At 65.0% G+C, this 26,288-nt stretch carries 26 protein-coding genes; 7 read left to right on the forward strand and 19 right to left on the reverse strand.

Annotated elements, in window-relative coordinates:
• Nucleotides 1-86: 86 nt before the first annotated feature.
• On the reverse strand, nucleotides 87-437 hold the full coding sequence (locus J7655_RS01090) for an NADH:ubiquinone oxidoreductase (protein ID WP_230926189.1): 351 nt from the start codon (nucleotides 435-437) through the stop codon (nucleotides 87-89).
• A gap of 83 nt (nucleotides 438-520) precedes the next feature.
• Here J7655_RS01090 and J7655_RS01095 point away from each other — a divergent pair, with 83 nt between their 5' ends.
• Together J7655_RS01095 and J7655_RS01100 are read left to right on the forward strand one after the other, a co-directional pair.
• Entirely contained in the window at nucleotides 521-1,498 is a 978-nt protein-coding gene (locus J7655_RS01095; protein ID WP_230926190.1) for a CobW family GTP-binding protein, read from the forward strand.
• A 37-nt stretch (nucleotides 1,499-1,535) separates the two neighbouring features.
• Nucleotides 1,536-2,414, forward strand: coding sequence for an alpha/beta fold hydrolase (locus J7655_RS01100; RefSeq protein WP_230926191.1), 879 nt, complete (start codon nucleotides 1,536-1,538; stop codon nucleotides 2,412-2,414).
• A gap of 36 nt (nucleotides 2,415-2,450) precedes the next feature.
• Here the strand turns inward: J7655_RS01100 and J7655_RS01105 are convergent, their stop codons facing one another.
• From J7655_RS01105 to J7655_RS01120, 4 genes are all read right to left on the reverse strand, one after another.
• On the reverse strand, nucleotides 2,451-2,843 hold the full coding sequence (locus tag J7655_RS01105; RefSeq protein WP_147811480.1) for a DUF3301 domain-containing protein: 393 nt from the start codon (nucleotides 2,841-2,843) through the stop codon (nucleotides 2,451-2,453).
• Between the two features lie 106 nt (nucleotides 2,844-2,949).
• Nucleotides 2,950-3,447 carry an acyl-CoA thioesterase gene (locus J7655_RS01110; protein WP_230926192.1) on the reverse strand — a complete coding sequence of 166 codons (498 nt, stop codon included), beginning with the start codon at nucleotides 3,445-3,447 and terminating at the stop codon, nucleotides 2,950-2,952.
• A 142-nt stretch (nucleotides 3,448-3,589) separates the two neighbouring features.
• Nucleotides 3,590-4,957, reverse strand: coding sequence for a glutamine synthetase family protein (locus J7655_RS01115; RefSeq protein ID WP_230926193.1), 1,368 nt, complete (start codon nucleotides 4,955-4,957; stop codon nucleotides 3,590-3,592).
• 189 nt (nucleotides 4,958-5,146) lie between these two features.
• Nucleotides 5,147-6,538, reverse strand: coding sequence for an aspartate aminotransferase family protein (locus J7655_RS01120; RefSeq protein WP_230926194.1), 1,392 nt, complete (start codon nucleotides 6,536-6,538; stop codon nucleotides 5,147-5,149).
• Nucleotides 6,539-6,778: 240 nt separating this feature from the next.
• Here J7655_RS01120 and J7655_RS01125 point away from each other — a divergent pair, with 240 nt between their 5' ends.
• The gene (locus J7655_RS01125; RefSeq protein ID WP_230926195.1) at nucleotides 6,779-7,432 is read left to right on the forward strand and encodes a GntR family transcriptional regulator; all 654 of its coding nucleotides are present in this window, start codon (nucleotides 6,779-6,781) and stop codon (nucleotides 7,430-7,432) included.
• Between the two features lie 107 nt (nucleotides 7,433-7,539).
• Here the strand turns inward: J7655_RS01125 and J7655_RS01130 are convergent, their stop codons facing one another.
• Nucleotides 7,540-7,947, reverse strand: a complete 408-nt coding sequence (locus tag J7655_RS01130; RefSeq protein ID WP_084341232.1) for an SMI1/KNR4 family protein — start codon at nucleotides 7,945-7,947, stop codon at nucleotides 7,540-7,542.
• A 114-nt stretch (nucleotides 7,948-8,061) separates the two neighbouring features.
• On the opposite strand from J7655_RS01130, the gene J7655_RS01135 reads away from it, so the two are divergent.
• Nucleotides 8,062-8,532 carry a GNAT family N-acetyltransferase gene (locus J7655_RS01135; RefSeq protein WP_230927646.1) on the forward strand — a complete coding sequence of 157 codons (471 nt, stop codon included), beginning with the start codon at nucleotides 8,062-8,064 and terminating at the stop codon, nucleotides 8,530-8,532.
• 124 nt (nucleotides 8,533-8,656) lie between these two features.
• On the opposite strand, the gene J7655_RS01140 is transcribed toward J7655_RS01135, so the two are convergent.
• The 5 genes from J7655_RS01140 to uvrD all read right to left on the reverse strand — a co-directional run bounded on the left by J7655_RS01140 (nucleotide 8,657) and on the right by uvrD (nucleotide 15,066).
• Nucleotides 8,657-9,511, reverse strand: a complete 855-nt coding sequence (locus J7655_RS01140; protein WP_230927647.1) for a Tim44 domain-containing protein — start codon at nucleotides 9,509-9,511, stop codon at nucleotides 8,657-8,659.
• Between the two features lie 177 nt (nucleotides 9,512-9,688).
• Nucleotides 9,689-10,270: a TetR/AcrR family transcriptional regulator gene (locus tag J7655_RS01145; RefSeq protein ID WP_230926196.1), complete on the reverse strand. Its 582-nt coding sequence runs from the start codon at nucleotides 10,268-10,270 to the stop codon at nucleotides 9,689-9,691.
• Nucleotides 10,271-10,451: 181 nt separating this feature from the next.
• Complete coding sequence (locus tag J7655_RS01150) at nucleotides 10,452-11,534, reverse strand: TRAP transporter substrate-binding protein (RefSeq protein ID WP_230926197.1); 1,083 nt, start codon at nucleotides 11,532-11,534, stop codon at nucleotides 10,452-10,454.
• Between the two features lie 230 nt (nucleotides 11,535-11,764).
• Nucleotides 11,765-12,859, reverse strand: a complete 1,095-nt coding sequence (locus J7655_RS01155) for a TRAP transporter substrate-binding protein (protein ID WP_230926198.1) — start codon at nucleotides 12,857-12,859, stop codon at nucleotides 11,765-11,767.
• Between the two features lie 23 nt (nucleotides 12,860-12,882).
• Nucleotides 12,883-15,066, reverse strand: coding sequence for a DNA helicase II (gene uvrD, locus J7655_RS01160; RefSeq protein WP_230926199.1), 2,184 nt, complete (start codon nucleotides 15,064-15,066; stop codon nucleotides 12,883-12,885).
• Between the two features lie 290 nt (nucleotides 15,067-15,356).
• Between uvrD and J7655_RS01165 the strand changes: the two genes are divergently transcribed.
• Nucleotides 15,357-18,239 carry an EAL domain-containing protein gene (locus J7655_RS01165; RefSeq protein WP_230926200.1) on the forward strand — a complete coding sequence of 961 codons (2,883 nt, stop codon included), beginning with the start codon at nucleotides 15,357-15,359 and terminating at the stop codon, nucleotides 18,237-18,239.
• Between the two features lie 33 nt (nucleotides 18,240-18,272).
• Here J7655_RS01165 and J7655_RS01170 read toward each other — a convergent pair whose 3' ends face one another.
• Nucleotides 18,273-18,698 carry a VOC family protein gene (locus J7655_RS01170; RefSeq protein WP_230926201.1) on the reverse strand — a complete coding sequence of 142 codons (426 nt, stop codon included), beginning with the start codon at nucleotides 18,696-18,698 and terminating at the stop codon, nucleotides 18,273-18,275.
• Nucleotides 18,699-18,842: 144 nt separating this feature from the next.
• Here J7655_RS01170 and J7655_RS01175 point away from each other — a divergent pair, with 144 nt between their 5' ends.
• A complete protein-coding gene (locus J7655_RS01175; RefSeq protein WP_230926202.1) occupies nucleotides 18,843-19,700 on the forward strand; it encodes a LysR family transcriptional regulator in 858 nt (285 codons plus the stop codon).
• Nucleotides 19,701-19,987: 287 nt separating this feature from the next.
• Here the strand turns inward: J7655_RS01175 and J7655_RS01180 are convergent, their stop codons facing one another.
• The 7 genes from J7655_RS01180 to zur form a co-directional block, all read right to left on the reverse strand.
• Complete coding sequence (locus J7655_RS01180) at nucleotides 19,988-20,758, reverse strand: MetQ/NlpA family ABC transporter substrate-binding protein (protein ID WP_230926203.1); 771 nt, start codon at nucleotides 20,756-20,758, stop codon at nucleotides 19,988-19,990.
• Nucleotides 20,759-20,822: 64 nt separating this feature from the next.
• Nucleotides 20,823-21,491 (reverse strand): methionine ABC transporter permease, encoded by a 669-nt coding sequence (locus J7655_RS01185; RefSeq protein ID WP_074676952.1) that lies wholly within the window; start codon nucleotides 21,489-21,491, stop codon nucleotides 20,823-20,825.
• A complete protein-coding gene (locus J7655_RS01190) occupies nucleotides 21,491-22,498 on the reverse strand; it encodes a methionine ABC transporter ATP-binding protein (protein WP_230926204.1) in 1,008 nt (335 codons plus the stop codon). Before J7655_RS01190 ends, J7655_RS01185 begins: the two co-directional genes overlap by 1 nt.
• 166 nt (nucleotides 22,499-22,664) lie before the next feature.
• Nucleotides 22,665-23,033: a hypothetical protein gene (locus tag J7655_RS01195; protein WP_230926205.1), complete on the reverse strand. Its 369-nt coding sequence runs from the start codon at nucleotides 23,031-23,033 to the stop codon at nucleotides 22,665-22,667.
• A gap of 109 nt (nucleotides 23,034-23,142) precedes the next feature.
• Complete coding sequence (gene znuB, locus J7655_RS01200; RefSeq protein ID WP_230926206.1) at nucleotides 23,143-23,931, reverse strand: zinc ABC transporter permease subunit ZnuB; 789 nt, start codon at nucleotides 23,929-23,931, stop codon at nucleotides 23,143-23,145.
• Nucleotides 23,931-24,719 carry a zinc ABC transporter ATP-binding protein ZnuC gene (gene znuC, locus J7655_RS01205; protein WP_230926207.1) on the reverse strand — a complete coding sequence of 263 codons (789 nt, stop codon included), beginning with the start codon at nucleotides 24,717-24,719 and terminating at the stop codon, nucleotides 23,931-23,933. Before znuC ends, znuB begins: the two co-directional genes overlap by 1 nt.
• Nucleotides 24,716-25,201, reverse strand: a complete 486-nt coding sequence (gene zur / locus J7655_RS01210) for a zinc uptake transcriptional repressor Zur (RefSeq protein ID WP_230926208.1) — start codon at nucleotides 25,199-25,201, stop codon at nucleotides 24,716-24,718. The genes znuC and zur overlap by 4 nt, the downstream gene beginning before the upstream one ends.
• A gap of 66 nt (nucleotides 25,202-25,267) precedes the next feature.
• Here zur and znuA point away from each other — a divergent pair, with 66 nt between their 5' ends.
• On the forward strand, nucleotides 25,268-26,218 hold the full coding sequence (znuA, locus tag J7655_RS01215) for a zinc ABC transporter substrate-binding protein ZnuA (RefSeq protein WP_230926209.1): 951 nt from the start codon (nucleotides 25,268-25,270) through the stop codon (nucleotides 26,216-26,218).
• Nucleotides 26,219-26,288: the final 70 nt, after the last annotated feature.

Here is a 26,288-nt window from a genome sequence, read left to right on the forward strand (position 1 = left end):
AAGAGATCATGTCGACGCGTGACTCGACATGAGGGTCATGTGAGGTACCCGCGGTCATTAAGCGCTTGTTGGATGACGCTTTGATGTCAGGGCTTGATCCACTGGCCCTGATACTGCGTCTTGCAGGCCGGCTCCAGGTACAACGCGTCGCTGGCCACGCCGTAGTAGTGGATGTCCTGCAGGTACATGCCGCTACCGGCGCGGGCGTTCTGGCAGATGCCATGGGCACCCTTGGGGCACTGCTCGACGAACTCCACCTCGACCGTCTGACCCTGCAACTGCGGCTGGCAGAAGCCCTCGCGGAACAGCGTGGCGGGAATGTTGCGATTTTCCTGGCAGACCTTCACGTCCAGGCGCTCGGCCTGGCTATGCACCACGCAGGCTTCGGCCAGGGCCAGGCCGGGCAATAGAGAGAGCAGCAGTAACCACGCACGCATCTTGTTGGCTCCAGAAAAACAGTTGGCGAATCTAGCATGCCGCCCCGTTGCAGTCTGTGTACGGAACCACCGACCATAGGCCCATGCTCAGTCAAATCCCCACTCACCTGATTGCCGGGTCGCTCGGTGCCGGCAAGACCACGCTGATCCGTCAGTTGCTGGCGCAGAAACCGGCGCACGAGCGCTGGGCGGTGCTGATCAACGAATTTGGCCAGATCGGCCTGGACGCCGCCCTGCTGGAACAGGGCGACGACGGCATTGCCCTGGCCGAAGTGGCCGGTGGTTGCCTGTGCTGCGTCAATGGCGCGCCGTTTCAGGTTGGCCTCGGCCGTCTGCTGCGCAAGGCGCGGCCCGACCGCTTGCTGATCGAGCCGTCCGGCCTGGGGCATCCGGCGCAGTTGCTGGCACAGTTGCGTCAGCCGCCTTGGCGCGGTGTGTTGGCCGTGCAACCGGCACTGATGGTGCTGGATGCTGCCGCGCTGGCTAGCGGTCAGCTGCTGCCGGACGTGCAGCGTCAGGCGCTGGACGAGGCCGGCTTGCTGCTGTTGAACAAGAGCGAAGGCTTGGACGCCGAAACGCGAGCGCGGATTGCTACCGATCTGCCATCCGTGCCGCTGCACTGGACCGCGCAGGGTCGGCTCGACCTGGCCCTGTTGCCGGGCCTGGCAGCGCAGGCCTCGCCCATCGAGGTGAGCGCCGAGTTACCCACAACTGCACCTGGCCTGGCGCAGATCTGGCGCAACGCCGCCGAGCCTGTCTGCCAGGTGCAGGACCAGGTCGAAGGCTGGAGCATCGGCTGGCGCTGGCACCCGAGCCAGCGTTTCGACCTCGAGCAGGTCAGCCGCTGGCTGCAAAGCCTGGGTTGGCGCAGGGCCAAGGCCGTGCTGCATGGCGCTGAAGGCTGGCATTCGTTGAATGCCTTGCAGGGGCAAGCGTTGGCGGCCTGGAGTCCGAGCGAATGGCGCAAGGACTCACGGCTGGAGTTGATCTTCGATCAGGCACAGAACGTCGACGTGCTGACGACCTCCTTCGCCACCTGCCGAATCCCTGCGACAGACTGATAAACTCGCCGCGCTTTCGTCGCTGTGGATAACCTCAATGCAACTGCTGCCTTGGTCTCATGACACCTCTGCCGATTTCACCCTGCGCGGCTGGCACACGCCGCCGTCGGGCAAGCCGCTGCTGCATTTCCTGCACGGCAATGGCTATTGCGGGCGTGTCTACACGCCGATGCTGGCGCTGCTGGCCGAGGACTTCGATCTCTGGCTGTGCGACGTGCAGGGCCATGGCGACAGCGACCATGGCGGCCGCTTCCATGGCTGGAACCGTAGCGCCGAGCTGGCGGTGGAGGCTTTCGACACCCTGCGCGGGCCGTTCGGCGATGTGCCGCGCTTCGCCCTCGGCCACAGCTTCGGCGGTGTACTTACCAGCCTGATTCTGGCGCGCCATCCCGAGCTGTTCCGCCGCGCCGTACTGCTCGATCCGGTGCTGTTCAGCCCAGCGATGATCGGGGTGATGGCGCTGTCCGATGTGGTCGGTCTGGCGCAGCGCACCGGCATGGCGAAGAAGGCGCAGAAGCGCCGCCGGCAATGGCCGGACCGTGCCAGCGCACATGCCGCGCTGCATGGCCGCGGCATGTTCCGGGGCTGGGACGAGGCCGCGTTCGACGCCTATATCGAGCATGCACTGAAGGAGGTCGAGGGCGGTGTCGAGCTCAAGTGCCGGCCCAGCCGTGAGGCGGATATCTTCGGCTCGTTCCCGCGCCGCCTGTGGCCTTCGCTGGCGAAGGTCGTGACGCCCACCGAGGTGATTTACGGCACAACCACCTATCCCTTCGTCGCCCGTTCGGTAGCGCGTTGGTGTGCGAGTAACGCGCATGTGCGCAGTCAGGTGGTGCCGGGTGGGCACTGCTTCATGCAGGAGCAGCCGGTAGACAGCGCGGCACGGGTCGCGGACTTCCTGTTGCAGCGCAGTTGATCGAGTAGGGCGGGTGAAACCTGCCATCCTCGCGGGTTACGCCTTGCGGCGCCAGTCTTCGAGGTGGATCACGTTGCCCTGGCTCTGCACCGATACCGGCTCGGGCTGAGGCTCTAGCACGGGATGCGGTTCCAGCTCGATGCGCCCTAGCTGCGCACCGAACATGCTGATCTGGCCGCGCAGGCGCTGCTCGCCGGTCACGGTAAATTCGAAATCATACAGTCGTGCCAGACGCCGATGACCCCGGGCATCACGCTGGATGGCCAGACGGCGAAGGGCCACGGCGCCATCGAGCAGCTCCACGTCGAGTTTGGCGCAGTGCTGCTTGGCGAATGCCAAGGCCCGCTCACGAATGCCATGGCCGCGCCACAACCAGGCGCAGGCGGCAGCGAACAGCATCAGCAGAAAGACATCGAACAGGTTGATCATGGCGACTCCGGCTCCGGGAGATAGAGATTAGCCTATCTGCCATGCAGTTCTCAGCACATGGCAGATCCGTGTGTCGGGCTTTCCTTGGTTCGTGCTGAGTCCAGCATCAGGCCTGCAGGTGGTTCTTCTCCTCGCTCAACGCCTGATAACGCTGTTGCAACTCCTCGCGAATCTGCCGGCGTTGCTTGGCCTGGCGCTGGCGGCGCAGGCCATCGGGGCTGTGCGGTTGCAGCTCCGGTACCGGCACCGGGCGCCCCTCGCCATCCACCGCGACCATGGTGAAGAAGCAACTGTTGGTGTGGCGCACCGAGCGCTCGCGGATGTTCTCGGTGATCACCTTGATGCCGATCTCCATCGAAGTACGCCCGGTGTGGTTGACCGAGGCAAGGAAGGTGACCAGTTCGCCGACGTGTACCGGCTCGCGAAACATCACCTGATCCACCGACAGGGTCACTACGTAGCAACCGGCATAGCGGCTGGCGCAGGCGTAGGCGACTTCGTCGAGGTACTTGAGCAAGGTGCCGCCGTGGACATTGCCGGAGAAGTTGGCCATGTCCGGGGTCATCAGTACGGTCATCGTCAGGTGTGCGGTTCCGGCTTCCATGGATGCTCCAGAGGCATGGGGGAGAACGCAGGGCATGCAAGAAGCCTGCTGGTGCCACAGATGATGGCACAAGCCTGTGACCGTCGGTTGAAGCAGAGCTGCACGCGATGGGCGGGCAGCTCTATACCGCTGCAGTGCTGGGTCAGGCGTGATTCAGGTACCAGCGCCAATCCTGCTCGCCCACTTCGCCCATGAACTGGCGGAACTCGGCCCACTTGATCGCCAGGAATACCTTGAGGAAGTCCTCGCCCAGTGCTTCGCGTGCCCAGGCTGAGCCTTCCAAGTTGCGCAGGGCGGTGAGCCAGGCGGTGGGCAGGGTTTCGCGGGCTTGCTCGTAGCCATTGCCGACGATGGCCTCGCCTGGATCGATCTGCTCGCGGATGCCCTTGTGGATGCCGGCGAGAATCGCCGCTGCGGCCAGGTAGGGGTTGGCATCGGCGCCGCAGATGCGGTGCTCGACGTGGCGGCTGCCCGCCGGCCCGCCCGGCACGCGGAAGGATACGGTGCGGTTGTTCACCCCCCAGCTCTTGGCCAGCGGCGCGTAGCTGTTGGCCTGGAAGCGGCGGAAGGAGTTGGCGTTGGGGCAGAAGATCGCCAGGGCGTCATTGAGCGTGGCCATCATGCCGCCGATGGCGTGGCGCAACAGTGGCGTGCCATGCGGATCTTCGCTGGCCATCAGGTTGTTGCCCTCGGCATCGGCCAGTGACACGTGCATGTGCATGCCGCTGCCGGCCAGGTCGCCAAATGGCTTGGCCATGAAGCAGGCCTGCAGGCCGTGCTTATTGGCCACGCCCTTGACCAGGCGCTTGTAGCGTACGCCTTCGTCTACGGCTTGCAGCGCATCGAAGCGGTGCTCCAGGGTCAGCTCCAGTTGGCCCGGCGCGTATTCGGAGATCGCCGTGCGCACCGGCAGGCCCTGCGCCTCGCAGGCGGCGTAGAGGTCGTCGAGGAATGGCTGTACCTGCTCCAGCTCGTACACGCCGTAGACCTGCGGCGCCTGTGGGCGCACGCCGTTCATCTGCACGGCCGGCTGCGGGCGGCCATTGGCGTCGCGTTGCTTGTCCAGCAGGTAGAACTCCAGCTCCACCGCCATCACCGGGTGGTAGCCGTCGGCCTTGAGCGCCTCGATGGCGCGCACCAGCACATGGCGCGGGTCGCCCGGCGTGGCCGGCAGGCCCTGGGTCGGGTGCATGCTCACCTGTAACTGCCCGGTGGGCACCGCGCGCCAGGGTTGCAGGGTCAGGCTGCCGGGTAGCGGATACGTCCAGCAGTCGGCGTCGGCCACTTCCCAGACCAGGCCGCTTTCCTCGACGTCCTCGCCCTGGATGGTCAGCGACAGGATGGAGCTGGGCAGCGGCCGGCCGTTCTCGTAGATGGCCAGCAACTCGTCGCGGTGCAGCAGCTTGCCGCGTGGAATGCCGTTGGCGTCGATCAGCATCAGCTCGATGCTGCGCACCTCGGGATGGCGTTCGAGGAAGTCGCGGGCTTCCTGGGGATCGGCAAATTGCATGATTCAGTCTCGCGTAGGGTGCGCCGTGCGCACCAGGGGGTTAGCGGTGCGCACGGCGCACTCTACGGGTTTGGTGGTTCCCATGCTCTGCGTGGGAACCTATCCAGGGACGCTCCGCGCCCCGCAGACGCAGAGCGTCTGGGGCTGCATGCCCACGCAGAGCGTGGGAACGATCAAGACGATCAAGCGTTATTCGCGCGCGTCGGGAATGGCCAGCAGCTCGCCCAGGGCCTGATCCAGAGTGGCGATTAGCTGGTCCACATCGGCCTCGGTCGTCGCGGGGCAGCACAGGGTCATATTGTGGAACGGCGTGATCAGGATGCCGCGGTTGATCAGGTACAGGTGCAGGGCCATCTGCAGCTCGTCATGGAATGCCGCTTCGGCATCGGCGCCGGTGCGCGGCGGGGTGGCGCAGAACTGAAATTCGCAACGCGCGCCCAGCTCGGTCACCGACCACTTCAGGTCGTGCTTGCCGATCAACCGGCGGAAGCCCTCGGCCAGGCGTGCGGCCAGCGGCAGCATGTGGTCGTAGGCGGCCTGGGTCATCACCTGTTCCAGGTTGGCGCGCATGCAGTGCATGGCCAGGGCGTTGGCCGACAGGGTGGTACCCATGCCGCTGTGGCCGTGACCGTGGCTTTCTGCGCTGGCGCGTTGGCGGGCCTGGGTCATTGCATCGGCCATTGCTGCGCTGCAGCCGAAGATGCCACACGGCACACCGCCGGCGATGGGCTTGCCGACCACGAAGAAGTCCGGATCCAGGCCCCACAGGCGCGTGCAGCCGCCGATGTCGGTGGAGATGGTGTGGGTTTCGTCGATGATCAGCAGGCTGCCGTACTGGCGCGTCAGCTCGCGGCATTTGTGCATGAAGCCCGGATCGGGCAGCACCATGCCGATGTTGGTCATCGCCGGCTCGCAGAGCAGGGCGCAGACATCGCCTTGCGCCAGCGCCGTTTCCAGCGCCTCGACATCGTTGAAGGGGATGGCGCGGCTGTGCTCGGTCAGGTCATAGGCCTGGCCGACCAGGCCCGAGCGGTGCACGGTCTGGCCATCGCGATGACGCACCATGACGTCGTCGACGGTGCCGTGGTAGCAGCCGTCGAACACCAGCAGCGTCTTGCGCTGGGTAATCGCGCGCGCCCAGCGCAGCACGTAGCGGTTGGAGTCGGTGGCGGTGGCGGTCACCTGCCAGTAAGGCAGGCCGAAACGCTTGGCCAGCAGCTCGCCGCAGACCACGGCATCCTCGCCGGGCAGCATGGTGGTCAGGCCATTGTTGGCCTGCTCGGTGAGGGCACGCGCGACCGGGTCGGGCGAGTGGCCGAACATGGTGCCGGTGTCGCCCAGGCAGAAATCGACGTACTCGTGACCGTCCACGTCGAAGAAGCGCGCGCCTTTGGCGCGTTCGACGAACAGTGGCACCGGCGTCGACCAGTCGGCCATCCAGTGCATCGGCACGCCGCCATACAGCGAGTGGCGGGCGCGCTCGGCCAGGGCCACCGACTTCGGGTTGCGTTCGAGGAAGCGCGCGCGCTCACGGGCAGCGAAGGTTTCCACGGCGGTTGCGGCGATACCACTGGCAGTCATGTTGAACACCTCGTTCGAATTTCCGCACATCATATTTTGTGATCACAGAAATCGCAATATCCACTTATTGAACTCATATAAGTTAGTATTTGCCTGACTATGTGATCACAAATAATCGGAACAGACGAACGGCGATCACGCGTTCCTGTCGGCCCGATCTTCGTTCAATGGAGAAACTCATGCGTGACTGCCTGCTTACCCTGTCCCAGCTTCCTGCACCGCCAAAGGGGTGTTGAAACCATGAGCGATAATCTGCAGGAACAGCTGTACCAACGTATTCGTGAGGGATTGCTGGCCGGGCGTTTCCAGCCGGGGCAAGCCTTGAAGATCCGCGACCTGGCGGCCGAGTGGGGCACCAGCCCGATGCCGGTGCGCGCGGCTCTGCAACGGTTGGTGGCCGAGGGCGCGCTGGAGGGTGAGCAGCAACGCTCGGTACGCGTGCCGTCGATGACCCGCGAGCGATACGAAAGCATTTTTCAGGTACGCCTGGCACTGGAGGGGCTGGCCGTCGAACTGGCGACGCCGCGTCTTACGGCCGATGATCTGGCCACGCTGCGCGAGTGCGTCAACAGCATGGACAGCGCTATCGAGCAGCGCCAGGTGCAGGCTTATCTCAACGCCAACAGCCAGTTTCACCTGCACCTTTACGGCGCCTGCGGCAATCCGGTGTTATTGCGTTCGATCGAATCGCTCTGGTTGCAGATCGGACCATTCTTCAATCGGCTGTTCACTGAAGCCGATCTGTCGCTGCGGCTCAATGACTTTCATGAAGATGCCTTTGCTGCCATCGAGGCTGGCGATGCCAAGGGCGCGCGCCAGGCCATGGAGCAGGATCTGATCTACTTCGCGCGCTTTTTGCTCAACCTGCTGGCGTTGGAGCAGGGTGAGGCGTGAGCCGGGTTTGGCTGATGTGTTGTGCCGGTCGCGGCTGAAGCCCCTCCCACGGGTCACGTGTGACTGCCAACTGTGGGCGGCGCTTCAGCGGCGACAAGGCGTTGCCGTCAGCTCTCCAGCCAGACGTCACGGCACCAGTGCCAGACCGAGTCCCAGCTTTCGTCGGTCAGCTCGCCTTCGTCGCCGTCCCATAGCCAGACCTGACCTTCCACATCCACCGCGTAGTAATTGCGGCCGTCCTGGCACAGCGGCACCAGATCGCGCGGCAGGCCGAGGTCCCAGGCCACCGAGGCGACTTCCGGCAGGTAGGTGTGCGAGTGCGGGTCGCTGGCGGTGACCGGCTCCAGGCGACCATAGACCACGTCGCTGACCTTGAGCAGGAACTCGCGCAGCTCGAACGGCAGGTGGATGAGAATCTGCTCCTGAATCTCCACCAGGGTCTCTTCTTCCGGCAGCTCCAGCGGTACCGGTACCGGCTCGTTGAGTTCGCGCAGCTGTTCGATGACTTCTTCCACGGCGTCGGCTCCTCATCAGTGGTGGGATCGGCTTTATACAGTAGCTGGCGGGCCGAGTGTAAACATGTCGCCGCCATCGGATAGTGGCGCTTTTGCGGAGCCTTCCCATGTCATCTGTCATCTGTCACCTGGCATTGCCTGCACCACCGCGAACTCGATACCGCCACCCTCTATGAGCTGCTGGCGCTGCGCACCCAGGTGTTCGTGGTCGAGCAGAACTGCCCCTACCTGGAAACCGATGGTCAGGATCTGATTGGTGACACTTGCCACCTGCTGGTACGCGACGAGTCGGGGTTGGTGGGCTATCTGCGCCTGCTCGATCCGCAGCGCATGAGCGGCGAGGTGGTGATCGGTCGCGTGCTGACCGCCGAGCGGGCACGCGGCAGCGGGCTGGGTCACCGGCTGATGGAGCATGCTCTGGTCGAGTGCAGCCGGCGCTGGCCGGGCGTGCCGGTGTATCTGTCGGCACAGGCGCACCTGCAGGGTTACTACGGGCGCTATGGCTTCGTGGCGGTGACCGAGGTGTATCTGGAGGACGGTATCGCGCATATCGGCATGCGCCGGGCGGCTACTGATCTGTCGTAATGGGGCGTCGCCGCTAAAGCGCCTCCCACGGATCAGATCGTGGGAGCGGCTTCAACTGCGATGGCGAGCCAATGCTAAAATGAAGAAACCCGGGCAAGCCCGGGTTTCTTGTGCGTCGTCGCGATCAGTTCTGGCGAATGCCGGCGATCAGCCACGGCTGGTTGTCGCCCTGGGCACGCTCCAGGCGCCAGCTTTCGTTGAACGGCTCGCCCTGGTCGAAGCGCGAGGTTTTCGACACGCCGCTGAAGGTCAGGGTGGCGATGGTCTTCTCGGCGTTGTCGTCGACACCGTCGAGTTGCACGTCGAGGTTATCGACATAAGTGGACTGGAAGCCGTCACCCAGTTCGGCGCGCTCGCGCTTGAGGAAGTCCAGCAGCTGCGGCGTGACGAACTCGGCGATCTTGTCCATCTCGTTGGCGTCCCAGTGCTGCTGCAGGTTCATGAAGTGCTCACGACCGGCGGCGATGAAGCTTTGCTCGTTGAACCAGGCCGGGGCGTTGATCACCGGAGCGGCCGAAGCCAGGCGACCACCGAAGATATTGCTGCCAGCGGCCGGCGCGTTGTCGGCGGTCGGCATTTCACGCTGGTACGGCGCACCGGCAGCGGCCATTTGCGGCTGCTGGCGTGCACGGCGGGCGGCAAGGAAGCGGAACAGCAGGAAGGCGATCAGGCCGAAGATCAGCATGTCCATGATCTGCAGGCCTTCGAAGCCGTCACCCATGAACATCGAGGCCAGCAGGCCACCGGCGGCCAGACCGGCCAGCGGGCCGAGCCAGCGCGAAGCACCGCTGGCGGCAGCAGCAGGTTGCTGACGGCCTGGCGCCTGGGCAGCCGACTGTGCCGGCGGCGTAGCCTGACGGGTCTGGTGGCTGGGCGCGGAGCCGAAGGATTTGCCACCGCCAAAACGTTTGGCGTGGGCTTCGAAGCTGAAGGTCAGTGCCAGGCACAGCACCATGGCGATACTGAGGAAACGCTGCATCACGGTTTTCTCTCTTGTGGAAAAGCTTGGTCGGCATCTTGCCCGTCATGGGTGGACATGACCAGTGACAGAATGTTTCCGGCTTTTGCCTGCCAGGGCGGCCATTCTGCGATTTGTCCGCGTAGCCCGGATGCAATCCGGGAAGGCCCGCAACCATGGCCCCGGATTTCATCCGGGCTACGGGCGTTGCAGCAGCAGAGGCAGCGGGCCAGCGCGCAGTTGGCGGCGCAGGTAGGCGCGGAAGGTGGCTGCGTCTTCGTCGGGGTGGCGCAGCCAGTGGATGAAGCTGCGCAGGTAGGCAGCGGTGAGCAGGGTTTCTTCGGCGATGCGATGCAGGTGCAGGCTTTGTCGGCCAGCGGCTTCGCGCCACCACTGCACGGTGCGGCTGATGCGCATCAGGCCGAGCACCTGCAGGTGGATATGCCCGGGTTCGAGCTTGTACAGCAGCATCTGCCCGGTCACCGCGCGATGCGTCGCCAGGCTGTCGAGCCAGGCCAGCAGACAGCTTTCCAGACGCTGTTCGGCGTTCAGCCCGTGCAAGTCGGGATTGCTGGCGTGGGCGAGCAGGGCCAGGTCGGCGCGGTCGAACCAGGCTTCCACCAGATCGTCCTTGTCGCGGTAGTGACGGGCGATAGCGTCCAGGCCAATGTCGAGCGCGGCGGCGACGTCGAACAGGTGCAGGCGCTCCCAGCCGCAGAGGTCGGCCAGTTGCAGGGCGCTGTCGAGGATCTGGGCAGGGTCGGTTGGCTTGTTCTTCATCCGTGAAGTATGGCCGCCAGGGCATGAGGTGCGGCCTGGCACGACAAACGGAGCCCGCAGACCGACGCCGTCACGCTGAGCGGGTAGGCGCGGCGCCCCGCCGCGAACCTTGAGTAATAAAAGCTTCGCCCCGGGGCGGGGCTCCCACAAGACAAGGCCAAGGGCTATAGCGCTGAACGGCTCAGCGCCAGTCGTACAGCTCTTTTTCCGATACGGCCTGCATCGGCATGGCCAGCGCCTGGAAGGCCTGCATGGAGGCCCAGATGCGGCCGTTGAGCTCGCTCTGCGCGGCCAGCTCGCTGAGCACCTGTTCGCTCTCCTTTTGCATGGCCTGCAGCACCTCGTCGGGGAAGCGCTTGAGCAGCGTGCCGCTCTGCTTCAGCTCATCCAGCGCCAGGGCGTTGTGGTAGACGTAGTCGTCCATCATGTCCTGGGTCGCCGCGCGCGCCGCTTCGCTGACAATGGCTTGCAGGTCGGCGGGCAGGGCGTCGAAGGCCTTCTGGTTGATCAGCAGCTCGAGCACCGACTGCGGCTCCTGCCAGCCCGGGTAGTAATAGTACTTAGCGGCCTTGTGCAGGCCGAAGGCCAGGTCGTTATAGGGGCTGACCCAGTCGGTGGCGTCGATGGCGCCGGTCTGCAGCGAGGTGAAGATTTCGCCACCCGGCATTACCACGGTGGTCGCGCCTAGGCGGCTCCAGACTTCGCCGCCGAGGCCCGGCATGCGGATCTTCAGGCCTTTGATGTCAGCCAGGCTGTTGATTTCCTTGTTGAACCAGCCACCCATCTGCATGGTGCTGTTACCCGCCGTCAGCGGCTTGAGGCCGAAGGGCGCGTAGGCTTCGTCCCACAGTGCCTGACCGCCGCCCTTGCTGAGCCAGGCGTTCATTTCCAGGGTGGACAGGCCGAAGGGCACCGCACCAAAGAACTGCGCGGCCGGCACCTTGCCCTTCCAGTAATAGGGCGTGCCGTGGCCGAGTTCGGCGGTGCCGCGCGACACCGCGTCGAACACCTCCAGCGCCGGCACCAGCTCGCCAGCGGCATAAACCTTGATGGTCAGGCGCCCGGCGCTCATGGCGTTGACGCGCTCGGCCAGGCGTTCGGCCGCGGTGCCGGTGCCGGGTGCGTTCTTCGGCCAGGTGGTGACCATCTTCCAGTGGAAGGTCTGGGCGGGGGCTGCGGCCTGGTCGGCCGGTGCGGAGTCGTCCTTGCAGCCGATCAGGCCGAGGGCGAGCAGGGGCAGGAGGAGCAGAGAGCGAAGACGCATGGGCAGAATCCCTGAGGAAGAACGGGGCTCTTGGTGGTCGATACCTGTTAGTCAAGCTACGCGCCGGGTCTGGAGCGGCGCCTCGCCGCGAACCAGGACTCGAAACAACGCCAGGAGCGCTCTTGGCTATCGTTGCGCCGATGGCGGGCGGTACAAGCTTCGCCCCGAGGCGGGGCTCCCACACACAATAATGCGTTGGGAGCCTAGCCTGAAGGGACTCTCTTGTTGAATCAACGCCAGTTGTACAGCTCTTTCTCGGTCAGCGCCTGCATGGCGCTGGCCTCTTCGAGGAAGGCCTTCTGCGAGGCCCAGATGCGACCGTTGAGGTCGTTCTCGGCGGCCAGGGCTTCGAGCACCAGGTTGGACTGCTCACGCATGGCTTGCAGTACCTCATCCGGCAGGCGCTTGAACTGCACGCCTTCACTCTTCAGGCTCTGCAGCGCCTTGGCGTTGTTGAAGACGTAGTCGTCCATCATGTCCAGGGTCGCGGCGCGCGCGGCTTCGACGACGATGGCCTGCAGGTCGGCCGGCAGGGCGTCGAAGGCTTTCTGGTTGACCATGGATTCGACCACGGCCTGCGGCTCCTGCCAGCCCGGGAAGTAGTAGTATTTGGCCGCCTTGTGCAGACCGAAGGCCAGGTCGTTGTAAGGGCCGACCCAGTCGGTGGCATCGATGGCGCTGGTCTGCAGGGAGGTGAAGATCTCGCCACCCGGCAGGTTGACGGTGATCGCGCCGAGCTTGCTCCAGACTTCGCCGCCGAGGCCCGGCATGCGGATCTTCAAGCCCTTGATGTCGGCCAGGCTGTTGATTTCCTTGTTGAACCAGCCGCCCATCTGCATGGTGGTGTTGCCGGCCGACAGCGGTTTCACGCCGAAAGGTGCGTAGGTTTCGTCCCACAGTGCCTGACCGCCGCCCTTGCTCAACCAGGCGTTCATTTCCAAGGTGGACAGGCCGAATGGCACGCTGCTGAAGAACTGCGCGGCCGGCACCTTGCCCTTCCAGTAGTACGGCGTACCGTGACCCATCTCGGCGGTGCCGCGCGAGACGGCATCGAACACTTCCAGAGCGGGAACCAGCTCACCGGCGGCGTAGACCTTGACGGTCAGGCGCCCGGCGCTCATGGCGTTGATGCGCTCGGCCAGGCGCTCGGCAGAGGTGCCCAGACCGGGGAAGTTCTTCGGCCAGGACGTGACCATCTTCCAGTGGAAGGTTTCTGCCGGCTTGGCAGCGGCTTGTTCGCTGGCGGCCTTGTCTTCTTTGCAGCCAACCAGGCCGATGGCGGCGATCAGTGCCACGGCGGCGCCGAACAGATTGCGGCGATTCATCGATTCTCTCCAGATACGGTGTGCTAGTAGGCTTCCAGCTTGGCGTACGCCAGCATCAGCCACTTACTGCCTTCGTTTTCGAAATTCACTTGAACCCGCGCCTGGGCGCCAGAACCCTCGAAATTGAGGATGGTGCCCTCGCCGAACAGGCTGTGACGTACGCGCTGGCCCAGGTTGAAGGGCGTTTGCGGTACGGCGCTGCCGGCGAACAGACTGCCGCCACCCATCGAGCTGGTGCTCACCGGGCGGCTGACGCTGTTGCTCAGGCGTACTTCCTGAATCAGCGGTGCGGGGATTTCGCGGACGAAGCGCGACACCTTGTTATAGGTCTCGCTACCGTAGAGACGCCGGGTTTCGGCGTAGCTGATCACCAGCTTCTGCATGGCACGGGTAATGCCGACATAGGCCAGGCGGCGTTCTTCTTCCAGTCGGCCCGGTTCTTCCAGGCTCATCTTGTGCGGGAACAGACCCTCTTCCATGCCCACCAGGAACACCAGCGGAAATTCCAGGCCCTTGGCACTGTGCAGGGTCATCAGTTGAATGCTGTCTTCGTTCTCGGCGGCCTGGGTGTCGCCGGCCTCCAGCGAGGCGTGGGTGAGGAAGGCCTGCAGCGGGGTCAGCTCGTCGTCTTCGTCATTCTCGAAGGCGCGCGCGGCGCTGACCAGTTCCTCCAGGTTCTCCACCCGGGCCTGGCCCTTCTCGCCCTTTTCCGCCTCATGATAGGCGAGCAGGCCGCTTTTCTCGATGACCACCTGGGTCATCTGGTGCAGGGGCATGGCCAGCACCTGCTCGGCCAGGTTGTCGATCAGTTCGATAAAGCCGGCCAGGGCGCCCGAGGCGCGGGCGGGCAGCGCCTTGACCGCGAGCATCAGGCGGATCGCCTCCCACATGTGCACGTCATGGGCGCGGGCGTACTCGCGGATGGTCTCGATGGTCTTCTCGCCGATGCCGCGCGCCGGCACGTTGATGATTCGCTCCAGCGCCGCATCGTTGCCGCGCCCGTCGAGCAGGCGCAGATAGGCCATGGCGTTCTTGATTTCGGCACGCTCGAAGAAGCGCTGACCACCGTAGATGCGGTAGGGGATCTTCTCGCGTAGCAATGCCTCTTCCAGCACCCGCGACTGGGCGTTGGAGCGATAGAGAATGGCGATCTCGCTGCGCTTGAGGCCGTCCTTGCGCAGGGCGTCCTCGATGGTCTCGACCACGTAGCGCGCTTCGTCGTGCTCGTTGAAGGCGGCGTACAGGGCCAGCGGCTCGCCGTCGCCGACGTCGGTGCGCAGCTCCTTGCCGAGGCGCCCCTGGTTGTTGGCGATCAGCGCGTTGGCGGCATTGAGGATGTTGGCGGTGGAGCGGTAGTTCTGCTCCAGGCGGATGATCTCGGCATCGGCAAAGTCCTGGTCGAACTGCTGGATGTTCTCGATCTTCGCCCCGCGCCAGCCGTAGATCGACTGGTCGTCGTCGCCCACCACCATCAGGCTCTCGCCGCCCTTGGCGAGCATGCGCAGCCAGGCGTACTGCACGGCGTTGGTGTCCTGGAATTCGTCGACCAGGATATGGCGGAAGCGGCGCTGGTAGTGCTCCAGCAGGCCAGGGTTGTCGCGCCAGAGGTCGAGGGCGCGCAGCAGCAGTTCGGCGAAGTCGATGACGCCGGTGCGCGCGCAGGCCGCCTCGTAGGCTTCATAAATGCCGCGCATGGTGGCCAGGAACAGGTCGCCGCTGGCCTGGATACCCTGCGGGCGGATGCCTTCGTCCTTCTGACCGTTGATGAACCACTGCGCCTGCTTGGCCGGCCAGCGCTGTTCGTCCAGGCCCAGCTCGCGAATCACCCGCTTGATCAGGCGCTGCTGATCGTCGGAGTCGAGAATCTGGAAGTTCTCGGCCAGCCCGGCTTCCTGCCAGTGCGCCCGCAGCAGGCGATGGGCCAGGCCGTGGAAGGTGCCGACCCACATGCCGGCCGGGTTGTGGCCGAGCATCTGTTCGATGCGGTGGCGCATCTCGGCGGCTGCCTTGTTGGTAAAGGTCACCGACAGGATCGAATGAGGCGAGGCGCCCATCGCCTGGATCAGGAAGGCGATGCGGTGCACCAGCACGCGGGTCTTGCCCGAGCCGGCGCCGGCCAGCACCAGCTGGCGGCCGAGCGGAGCGGCCACGGCCTGGACCTGGGCGTCGTTGAGCGAAGCGAGGAGGAGTTCGGGGTCGTTTTGCATCGCGGCATTCTAGGGGGCTGGGCAGGGGAGGGCAAACCGTCGGCCAGGTGAAGCGAAACCGGCCGGATGCAACCGACGACCGGCAGGTCAGGGCGCAGAGGTGCGCGTCTGGCGGCCAAAGGCCATTATGGCTGGTAGGGGCTCACCAAAAGTTGGGCACCAAGCTGTGAAATTGCCCACATCTTTGTTGGGCACAGCGTCTGTCTCGGGTATTCTCCCGCGACGTCAGGGTTGAGGGCGCCGATAGTTCTCTCGCACACCCTTAGGCAACCATTACAAGAACATCGCCTATGACCGCCACGACTAGCGCCGTAGTTCAAGAGGTGACGCTGGACCCGCATCAGGCTGAACGTCAGTTCGCCACGGATATTGCCGTCGAGCGTACCCGACTGTTGTTTCAGGGCTCGCGTCTGCCCACTTTGCTCATGCTGCTGGTCGGGCTGGCCTGCAGCCTCTTGCTGTGGAGTCAGCAGAGTGCGCCATTGCTTGCGGCCTGGCTGGGCTGGGTGGTGTTGCTGGTGCTGTTGCGCCTGACTCAGGTGAATGCCTTCAACCAGGCGCTGCCCAGTCGCCAGGCCGAACCCTACTGGCGCCGCATCTTCCTCTTCGGTGCCGGAGCCTCCGGCCTGACCCTGGCCTTCGCCGTGATCGTGCTGGTGCCGGCCGAAGTGTTCTATCAGCAGGCACTGGTCTATGGCCTGATCGCCGCGGCGATTCTTTCGGCCAGCGTGGCCTATGCCGTCAGCCTGTCCGCCTTTCTGAGTTTCGCCCTGCCCTGCCTGGTGCCTTCGGCGGCCTTCCTGCTGCTGGCCGACAACAGCATGCAACGCGGCTGGGGTTTGCTCGGGGTGATTCTGTTTCTCGCCCTGCTGGTGGTGGCCTGGCAGGTCAATCGCCTGGTGCAGCGCAGCCTGCTGCAGCGTTTTCACAACCTGGCGCTGATCAGCAACCTGGAACATGCCAAGCAGCGTGCCGAGGGGCTCAACGAGGAGCTGGCGCGCGAGGTGGAGCAGCGCCGTCGTGCCGAACGCGAATTGCGCGGCGCCCATGGCGCGCTGGAAATGCGCGTGGCCGAGCGCACGCTGGAACTGGACGAGGCGACCCACGCCCTGGGCAAGAGCCAGGCGCGCCTGGCCCTGGCCCTGGAGGCCAGTGAGCTGGGCCTGTGGGACTGGGACTTGGACAGCGACCAGGTGCACCATTCGCACCTGCGCGAGCTGTTCGGCCTGGAGCCGGAGCAGGTGCAGGTGATGCTGCGCGACCTGACCCCGCGTCTGCACCCGGACGATCTGCCACGGCTGCGGCGGGCGCTGGTCCAGCACCTCAAGGGGCGCAGCGAGGATTATCAGATCGAGTACCGCGTGCGCCATGTCGATGGCCACTGGGTCTGGGTCGAAGACCGTGGCCGCGCCGTCGAGCGCGACGCCGCCGGCCGTGTACGGCGTATGCTCGGCACGCGACGTGACGTCAGCGCGCGGCGTCAGCAGGAGCAGCAGCAACTTCTGGCCGCCACCGTGTTCGAGGCGGCCAGCGAAGGCATCTTCATTCTCGACCCCGACTACCGCGTGCTGGCGGTCAACCGCGCCTTCAGCGCGGTGACCGGCTATAGCAGCGAGGAAGTGGTCGGGCGCAGGGTGACCAGCCTGTTCGGCAGTCGTGAGATGAGCCGGCAATACCAGATGATCCGCCAGGAGCTGGACGGCAGCGGCACCTGGCAGGGCGAACTGATCGAGACGCGCAAGAGCGGCGAGCTCTACCCGCAATGGCTGCAGCTCAATCTGGTGCGCGATACCAGCGGGCGGCCCAGCCATATCGTCGGCTTCTTCGCCGACCTGACCGCGCGGCGCGAGGCCGAGGAACGTCTGCGCTACCTGTCGCACTACGACGACCTCACCGGCCTGGCCAATCGCAGCCTGTTCAAGGAGCGTCTGCATGAAGCCAGCCAGCGCGCACGGCAGAGTGGCCGCAGCATCGCCCTGGTGCACATCGATCTGGATCGCTTCAAGCTGCTCAACGACAGCCTCGGGCATGAGGTGGCGGACCAGTTGCTGCGCCAGATAAGCCGCCGCCTGACCCAGACTGTACCCGAGGCCGACTGCATCGCGCGGCTGTCGGCTGATGAATTTGCCATCATCCTCGATGCCTATGGCAGCCTTTCCAGCCTGGCGCGGGTTGCCAGTCGGCTGCTGGCCAAGTTGCGCGTGCCGATGACCGTCGGCGGGCACGAGCTGGTGATCAGTGCCTCGCTGGGCATCAGTCTGCTGCCGGACTACGCCCGCGAGATCAGCGCACTGATCAGCCAGGCCAACATGGCCGTGCAACATGCCAAGCACCTGGGTGGCAACACCTTCCAGTTCTTCACCGATAACCTGCAGGCCTGCACCCTGGAGCGCCTGCAGCTGGAGAACCAGCTGCGCAAGGCCATCGACGAAGGCCAGCTGGAGGTGTTCTACCAGCCCAAACTGAACCTCGCCGACGACCAGCTCAATGCTGCCGAGGCGCTGGTGCGCTGGCGCCATCCGCAACAGGGCATGGTGCCGCCGAGCGAGTTCATCGGTCTGGCCGAGGAAACCGGGCTGATCGCACCGATTGGCGAGTTCGTGCTGCGTCAGGCCTGCCAGCAGGCGTGTGAATGGCAGCGTCAGGGGCTGGCGAAAATCCGTGTGTCGGTGAACATCTCGGTGCATCAGCTGCGCCAGGGCAACCTCACCAGCCTGGTGCGTCAGGTGCTCGAAGAGACCGGCCTGGCGCCGCAATATCTGGAACTGGAGCTGACCGAAAGCCAGCTGCTGGACAACGTCGACAGCGTCATCGTCACCTTCCGCCAGCTGCGCGAACTGGGGGTCAAGCTGGCCATCGACGACTTTGGCACCGGCTATTCCTCGCTCAGTTACCTCAAGCGCTTCCCGGTGCATTACGTGAAGATCGACCAGACCTTCATCCGCGACCTGTCGCCCGGCGGCGAGGATGCGGCGATCACCCGCGCCATCATCGCCATGGCCCACAGCCTGGAACTGAAGGTGGTGGCCGAGGGCGTGGAAACCCAGGCGCAGATGGATTTCCTCAAGAGCCAGAACTGCGACGAGATCCAGGGCTATCTGATCAGCCGTCCGGTGGAGGCCAGTGCCTTCGCCGAGCTGCTGCGGGCGCAGATCGACAACCCACTGGATTGAACGGCGCTTGCTCGCTACCCGGGCAGCGTGCGCTTACTTGGCGAACAGCTGGCCGATGTCCTTGAACGCCTTGAACTCCAGCGCGTTGCCGCAGGGGTCGAGGAGGAACAAGGTGGCCTGCTCGCCGACCTGGCCCTTGAAACGCACATAGGGTTCGATGACGAACTTCGTCTTGCGGCTGCTCAGGCGCTCGGCCAGCGCCTCCCAATCGTCCCAGGCGAGCACCACGCCGAAATGCGGCACCGGCACGTCATGGCCGTCCACCGGGTTGCTGGCGGCTGCTTCCTGATAAGCCATCTTCGGGGCCTCGTGGATCACCAACTGGTGGCCGAAGAAATCGAAATCCACCCAGTGCTCACTGCTGCGGCCTTCGGCACAGCCGAATACCTCGCCGTAGAAATGCCGCGCGGCAGCCAGGTCGTACACGGGAATCGCCAGGTGAAAGGGTGCAAGGGCCATCACGGATTACCTCTGATTGTTGTGGGTAGGGCGGGTGCAACCCCGCCATCGATGTTCGTTGCTCCAGCCTATCAACAGCGAAATTGTCGAAAAGCGAATATTCTTTCGCACAAGCTCAAATAATTTCGATCATTCGAGGCGTCGATGCTGCGTGAACTGAAAACCTTTATCACCGTCGCCCGTTTGGGCACCTTCGCCGCTGCCGGTCAACAAGTGGGGCTGACCCAATCTGCCGTCAGCGCGCAGATGCGCGTACTGGAGCAGCACCTCGGCGTGCGCTTGTTCGACCGCAGTGGTCGCGCTGCCGTGCTCAATGCGGCCGGCCGGCATGCCCTGCCGCTAGCCGAGCAGATGCTCGCGCTGTACGCGCAAATGGCGCTACCGCAGGCGGCCGATCAGTGGCAGGGCGAGCTGCGCGTCGGCGCCATCGCCACCCTGCAGACCGGCCTGCTGGCCGAGGCGCTGCCGCGCTTTCGGCAACTGGCGCCGTTGGTCGAGCTGAAGCTGGTGCCGGGCGTGTCCTTGCAGCTGTTCAGCCAGCTGGATGCCGGCGAGCTGGATCTGGCACTGCTGATCAAGCCGCCGTTCCCCCTGCCCAAGGAGCTGCTGGAGGTGCCGCTGGCATGCGAGCCCTTCGTGCTGATCGCGCCGCAGGACGTGACCGGCGACGACCCGCTGCGCCTGCTGGTCGAGCAACCCTTCGTGCGCTACGACCGCGCCTCGTTCGGTGGGCGCCAGGTGATCCGCTTTCTGCGTGAACAGCAGCTGAACGTGCGCGAGGCACTGGAGCTGGATGAGCTGGAAGCCATCGTACGTCTGGTGGAGAACGGCATGGGCGTCGCCCTGGTGCCACGCGCCGGCCTGTGGCTGCAACGGCCGACGCGCCTGCGGGTGATCGAGCTGGGCGCGCTGACCTTCCATCGCGAACTGGTCGCCCTGGTGCGGCGGGCGCAGCGCCAGCCGGCGCTGGATTGCCTGCTGGAGTGTTTGCGGCGCTTGTAGCCCGGATGCAATCCGGGGCGCTGGCGGCGGTGCCAGGTGAGCGCTATGGATCGCGGGGGACTGGCCGCTAGGTTCTGTACGAAAAGTGCCTGCGCTCGGTGATGCTTCGTTAAAAATAGGTTCGGAATGCTCATTTACAGCTCGTAAACTCCGCTTCCCCACCCATTTTTGCCTCGCCTGACTTTCGCTCGACGACTTTTCGTACAGAACCTAGGTTCCACACATAAAAATGCCGCGCGGCTTTGCAGCGGCGCGGCATTGGTTACAGCAAGAGCGGTCGGCGGCGATCAGAACGCCGGAACGACGGCGCCCTTGTACTTCTCTTCGATGAACTGCTTGACCTCGGCGCTGTGCAGGGCCTTGACCAGCTTCTGCACGGCGTCGCTGTCCTTGTTGTCGGCGCGGGTCACCAGAATGTTGACGTACGGCGAGTCGCTGCCTTCGATGGCCAGGGCGTCCTGGGTCGGGTTCAGCTTGGCTTCCAGGGCGTAGTTGGTGTTGATCAGGGCGAGGTCGACCTGGCTCAGCACGCGCGGCAGGGTAGCTGCTTCCAGTTCACGCACCTTGATCGCCTTCGGGTTTTCGGCGATGTCCTTCGGCGTGGCGAGGATGCCGGCTTCCGGCTTGAGGGTGATCACGCCGGCTTTCTGCAGCAGCAGCAGGGCGCGGCCGCCGTTGGTGGCGTCGTTGGGGATGGCCACGGTAGCGCCTTGCGCCAGCTCGCTCAGGTTCTTGATCTTGCTGGAGTAGGCGCCGAAGGGCTCGACGTGCACGCCGGCAACGCTGACCAGCTCGGTCTTGCGGCTGGCGTTGAACTCGTCCAGGTACGGCTGGTGCTGGAAGAAGTTGGCGTCGAGGTTGCCTTGCTGCACCTGCAGGTTGGGCTGCACGTAGTCGGTGAACACACGCACCTTCAGCTCCACGCCTTCTTTGGCCAGGGCCGGTTTGACGAACTCGAGGATCTCCGCGTGCGGCACCGGGGTGGCGGCGACGCTGAGGGTTTCGGCCTGGGCCGAGAAGGCCGCGCAGGCGGCGATGGCAGTCAGCAGCTTCTTCATTTCAAGATTCCTTTTGGGAAGGTTGGCGCGGCTCTCGCGGGTGGCGAGTCGTCGCTTGTTGGGATTACTTGCGAGAAAAATGCACCACCAGCCGATCACCGACCATCTGCAGCACCTGCACCAGGATCAACAGCAGGATCACGGTCACGGCCATCACGTCCGGCTGGTAGCGCTGGTAGCCGTAGCGCACGGCCAGGTCGCCGAGGCCGCCGCCGCCGATCAGGCCGCTCATGGCGGTGTAGGACACCAGGGTAATCGCGGTGACGGTGGTGGCCGCGAGCAGGCCGGGCAACGCCTCGGGCAGCAGCGCGCGGGTGATGATCTGCCAGGTGCTGGCGCCCATCGCCTGGGTCGCCTCGATGATGCCGCGCTCGACTTCACGCAGGGCGGTTTCCACCAGGCGCGCGAAGAACGGCGTGGCGCCCACCACCAGCGGCGGGATGGCGCCGGCGACGCCCAGCGAGGTGCCGACCAGCAGCTCGGTGAAGGGAATCATCAGGATCAGCAGGATGACGAAGGGCACCGAGCGCAGGATGTTCACCACCAGCGACAGCGCGCCATACAGGGCCTTCTGTTCGAACAGCTGGCGCGGGCCGGTCAGAAACAGCAGCACGCCGAGCGGCAGGCCGAGCAGCACGGTGAACAGCATCGAGCCGAGCAGCATGTTCAGGGTGTCGAGACTGGCCTGCCAGATTTCCGGCCAGAACACGTTGGGCAGCAGTTGTTCGAGCATCAGCGCAGTACCTCCAGATGCACGTCGGCGGCTTCGAAGCGCGCCAGCGCGGCGTCGATGTCTCCGCCGGTCAGGGCCAGGGTCAGCTGGCCGTAGGGGGTGTCCTTGATGCGGTCGATACGCCCGGCCAGGATGCTGTAGTCCACCCCGGTTTCGCGGGCCACGGTGCCCAGCAGCGGGGCGTAGGTGGCTTCGCCCTGGAAGGTCAGGCGCAGGATGCGGCCTTCAACATGAGCGAAGTCATCGCGTTGGTCGTTCTCGTCGACGTGCTCGGACTCCTGCACGAAACGCTTGGTTGTCGGGTGCCGCGGATGCAGGAACACCTCGGCCACCGGGCCTTCCTCGACGATGACGCCGGCATCCATCACCGCCACGCGGTCGCAGACGCGGCGGATCACGTCCATCTCGTGGGTGATCAGCACGATGGTCAGGCCCAGCTCGCGATTGATCTCGGCCAGCAGTTGCAGCACGGCGGTGGTGGTCTGCGGGTCGAGGGCACTGGTGGCCTCGTCGCACAAGAGGATCTTTGGCCGCGTGCTAAGCGCACGGGCGATGCCGACACGCTGTTTCTGCCCGCCGGAGAGCTGCGCCGGGTATTTGTTGGCGTGATCCTGCAGGCCGACGCGGGTCAGCAGTTCGGCGACGCGGGCGTCGATCTCGGCGCGGCTCAGCTCGCCGGCCAGGCGCAGCGGCATGGCGATGTTGTCGGCGACGGTCTTCGACGACAGCAGGTTGAAGTGCTGGAAGATCATCCCGACCTGCTGGCGGAAGCGGCGCAGGCCATTGGCATCGAGGGCGGTGACATCGACACCGTCGATCTCGATGCGTCCACCGGTGGGCTCTTCCAGGCGGTTGATCAGGCGCAGCAGGGTGCTCTTGCCCGCGCCGGAGTGGCCGATGATGCCGAACACCTGGCCGCTGCCGATCTGCAGCGTGGTGGGCTGCAGCGCCGGAATCTCGCGACCGGCGACGCGGTAGGCTTTGTGAACGGATTGAAACTGAATCACGCGAACGACCTTTTGGGTGTGTTCAGGGCCGGGGTCTGGGTGGTTGAAGCGGCCGATCAGCGCCGGATGGGCGCAAAAGGCCGCTAGTCTACCCGGCGCTGTTTAGGCCGAGAAAATCTTTGTTGGCCTATGGTTATTACAAAATGGCATTAATAAGCCGGGTTTATTACTGTGCCTGTTCCAGCGTCTGGCGCACATCGCTGCCCAGTGCGGGGGCGTCAGGCAACAGGCTGCGTGCCTGGCTCAAGGCTTTGCCAGCGGCGTCGAGATCGCCGCGCTGCAACGCTTCGCGCCCTTGCAGCATGTAGGCATCGGCCAGGCGTCGTTGATACTGCAGCAGGCGTTCGTCCTGGCCGGCGCGCGGCTCAAGCGCAACGAGCTGCTCACGGGCACCGTCCAGGTCGGCTGCGTCGAGGCGTTGTTCGATCTGCTGGAAGGCGGGCGTCAGTGTGTCGATGCCGGACGATGTGCTTTGGCAAGCGGCCAGCAGCAGTACCAGGCCGATCAGCAGGCCGTTAAAAACGAACGACTTCATGCGTCTACGTCTCAGGTTGTGCAAAAAATGCGCAATCATACAGCGTTACCCCACTGATTTCACGCCGCCCTAGGCGAGCGTCGGGCGGCCGGAGCCGTGCGGTCAAGTATCAGCCGTTGCGCTTGGGCAGGGCGAAGCTGGCCAGAAACAACGCAGCGGCACTGACCACGATGGATGGCCCGGCCGGCGTGTCCTGATACCAGGACAGCGCCAGGCCGCAGCACACCGCCAGCAGGCCGAGCAGGCTGGCGCCCACGGCCATCTGTTCCGGTGTGCGCGCGTGGCGCTGGGCAGCAGCGGCGGGGATGATCAGCAACGAGGTGATCAGCAGTACGCCGACGATCTTCATCGCCACGGCGATCACCACGGCAATCAGCAGCATCAGGGCCAGGCGAATCGCCGCCACCGGTAGGCCTTCGACCCGTGCCAGTTCCTCGTGCACGGTGATCGCCAGCAGCGGTCGCCACAGCCAGGCCAGCAGCGCCAGTACCAGGGCGCTGCCGCCGATGATCCAAGCTAGATCGGTGGGGCTGACGGCGAGCAGGTCGCCGAACAGGTAGCTCATCAGGTCGATGCGCACGTCATGCATGAAGCTCAGCGCCACCAGGCCCAGCGACAGGGTGCTGTGGGCAAGGATACCCAGCAGGGTGTCGGAGGCCAGCGGCTGGCGCTGCTGCAGGGTGACCAGCAGCACGGCGAGCAGTACGCAGCCGACGGTTACCGTCAGGGTTGGGCTGACGTCGAGCATCAGCCCCAGCGCCACGCCGAGCAGGGCGGCATGGGACAGGGTGTCGCCAAAATAGGCCATGCGCCGCCAGACCACGAAGGAGCCGAGCGGGCCAGCCACCAGGGCCAGCGCCAGGCCGGCGAGCAGGGCGTTGAGGAGAAAGTCAGGCATCAGTGTTTACAGTTCGGGCCGTGGACGTGGGCCGGGCCGTGAATGGTCAGGCCGGGCTTGACCACGCCGCCATGCAGGTCGTGATCGTGGTCGTGATGGTGGTGATAGACGGCCAGGCTCTTGGCGTCCTGGCCGAACAGTTCGATAAAGGCTGGGTCGCCGCTGACCTGCTCCGGGTGGCCGGAGCAGCAGACATGGCGGTTGAGGCAGACCACCTGATCGGTGGCGCTCATCACCAGATGCAGGTCGTGCGAGACCATCAGCACGCCGCAGCCGTGACGTTCGCGCAGCCGCGAGATCAGCCGGTACAGCTCGGCCTGACCGGCGACGTCGACGCCCTGCACCGGCTCGTCGAGCACCAGCAACTGCGGCTCGCGCAGCAGCGCGCGGGCCAGCAGCACGCGCTGCATCTCGCCCCCGGAAATGCTCTGCAGCGGGCTGTCGATCACCTGCTCGGCGCCGACTTCAGCCAGCGCTGCCAGCGCCCGCTGGCGATCCACACCCGGTACCAGGCGCAGGAAGCGCAGCACCGACAGCGGCAGGGTGGCGTCGACATGCAGTTTTTGCGGCATGTAGCCGATGCGCAGGCGTGGCGCCCGGCGCACGTTACCGCTGTCGGGCTGGAGCAGGCCGAGCACCACGCGCACTAGAGTCGTCTTGCCGGCGCCGTTGGGGCCGATCAGGGTGACGATCTCACCGGGTTGTACGCTCAGCTGCACGTCGTCCAGCACCGCCTGGCCATTGAAGCTGACAGCGACGCCGTCGAGCCGGATCAATGCTTCGCTCATGCCGCGCCCTTGCAGCCTGCGCAGAGGCCAACCACTTCCACGGTCTGGCTTTCCACGGCGAAACCGACACCGGCGGCCCCGTCGACAATGGCCTGGCTGATGGCCGGTTGCTCCAGCTCGGTCGCCGCATGGCAGCTACGGCAGATCAGGAACTGGCCCTGGTGCGCGTGCTCCGGGTGGCTGCAGCCGACGAAGGCATTGAGCGAGGCGATGCGGTGCACCAGGCCGTTTTCCAGAAGGAAGTCCAGCGCGCGGTAAACGGTGGGCGGCGCGGCGCGGCGACCGTCTTCGTCGCTCAGTACGCCGAGGATGTCATAGGCGCCGAGCGGCTTGTGGCTGGCCCAGACCAGCTCCAGCACGCGCTTGCGCAGGGCAGTCAGGCGCAGACCCTGGCGCGCACAGATGGCTTCGGCTTCAGCCAGCGCATGGCTGACGCAGCGGGAGTGATCGTGAGGGCGTGCAGCCAGTGGAGTGTCGGTCATGGGCAAGGACGGCGTTGGCAAGAGACGTTATTATGTTACCTGTTCATTTCCATCCGAGTATGCCCCGTGTTGCGTGTTTTCTGTTTCATTACCCTGTTTTTCGTCGCCAGCGCCCAAGCCGAGGTGCGTGTCCTGACCAGTATCAAGCCGCTGCAACTGATTGCCGCAGCGGTGCAGGACGGTGTCGGCGAACCTGACGTGCTGCTTCCGCCGGGCGCCTCACCGCACCACTACGCGCTGCGCCCATCCGACGTACGGCGCGTGCGTGATGCCGACCTGCTGTACTGGATCGGCCCGGACATGGAAGGTTTCCTACCGCGCGTGCTGGAAAGCCGCGACAAGCCACAGGTGGCAGTGCAGAACCTGCCCGGTATTACCCTGCGCCACTTCGGCGATAGCCACGACGAACACGATCATGACCATGACCATGACGAGCATGATCATGGCCACGAACATGCCGGCGATGAGCTGGGGCATGATCACGATCATCGTCCGGGCAGTCTGGATGCCCACCTGTGGCTGGCCGCCGACAATGCCAAGGTAATCGCCGCGCGCATGGCGGCAGACCTGGCCAAGCTGGATGCCGCCAACGCCGACCGCTACGCCGCCAATCTGCAAGCCTTCGAGGCACGCCTGGAGGCGCTCGATGGCCGCATTCGCCCGCAAATGGCCGCTTTGCAGGGCAAGCCCTACTTCGTCTTCCACGAGGCCTTCGATTATTTCGAGGCTGCCTACGGCCTCAAGCACGCCGGGGTGTTCAGCGTGCTGACCGAAGTGCAGCCGGGTGCCCGACACGTCGCGGCCATGCGAAAGACGCTGCAACAGGCTGGCCCGAGCTGCGTGTTCAGCGAGCCGCCGCTGCGCCCACGCCTGGCAGAAACCCTGACTGCCGGGCTGCCGGTAAAACTGGCCGAGCTGGATGCGTTGGGTGGCACCTTGCCGGTCAACGCCAGCGGTTACGAACAACTGCTGGAAAACCTGGCTGCCGGTCTTGGTCAGTGCCTCAATAGCCTGTAAGGCCTCTGCAGGGCATCCAGATACGCTTCGCCCTGCGTCCGTGTTCAGGGGTGACGCGTTTATCTGTGTT

The organism is Pseudomonas wenzhouensis, from assembly GCF_021029445.1.
Lineage (GTDB): Bacteria > Pseudomonadota > Gammaproteobacteria > Pseudomonadales > Pseudomonadaceae > Aquipseudomonas > Aquipseudomonas wenzhouensis.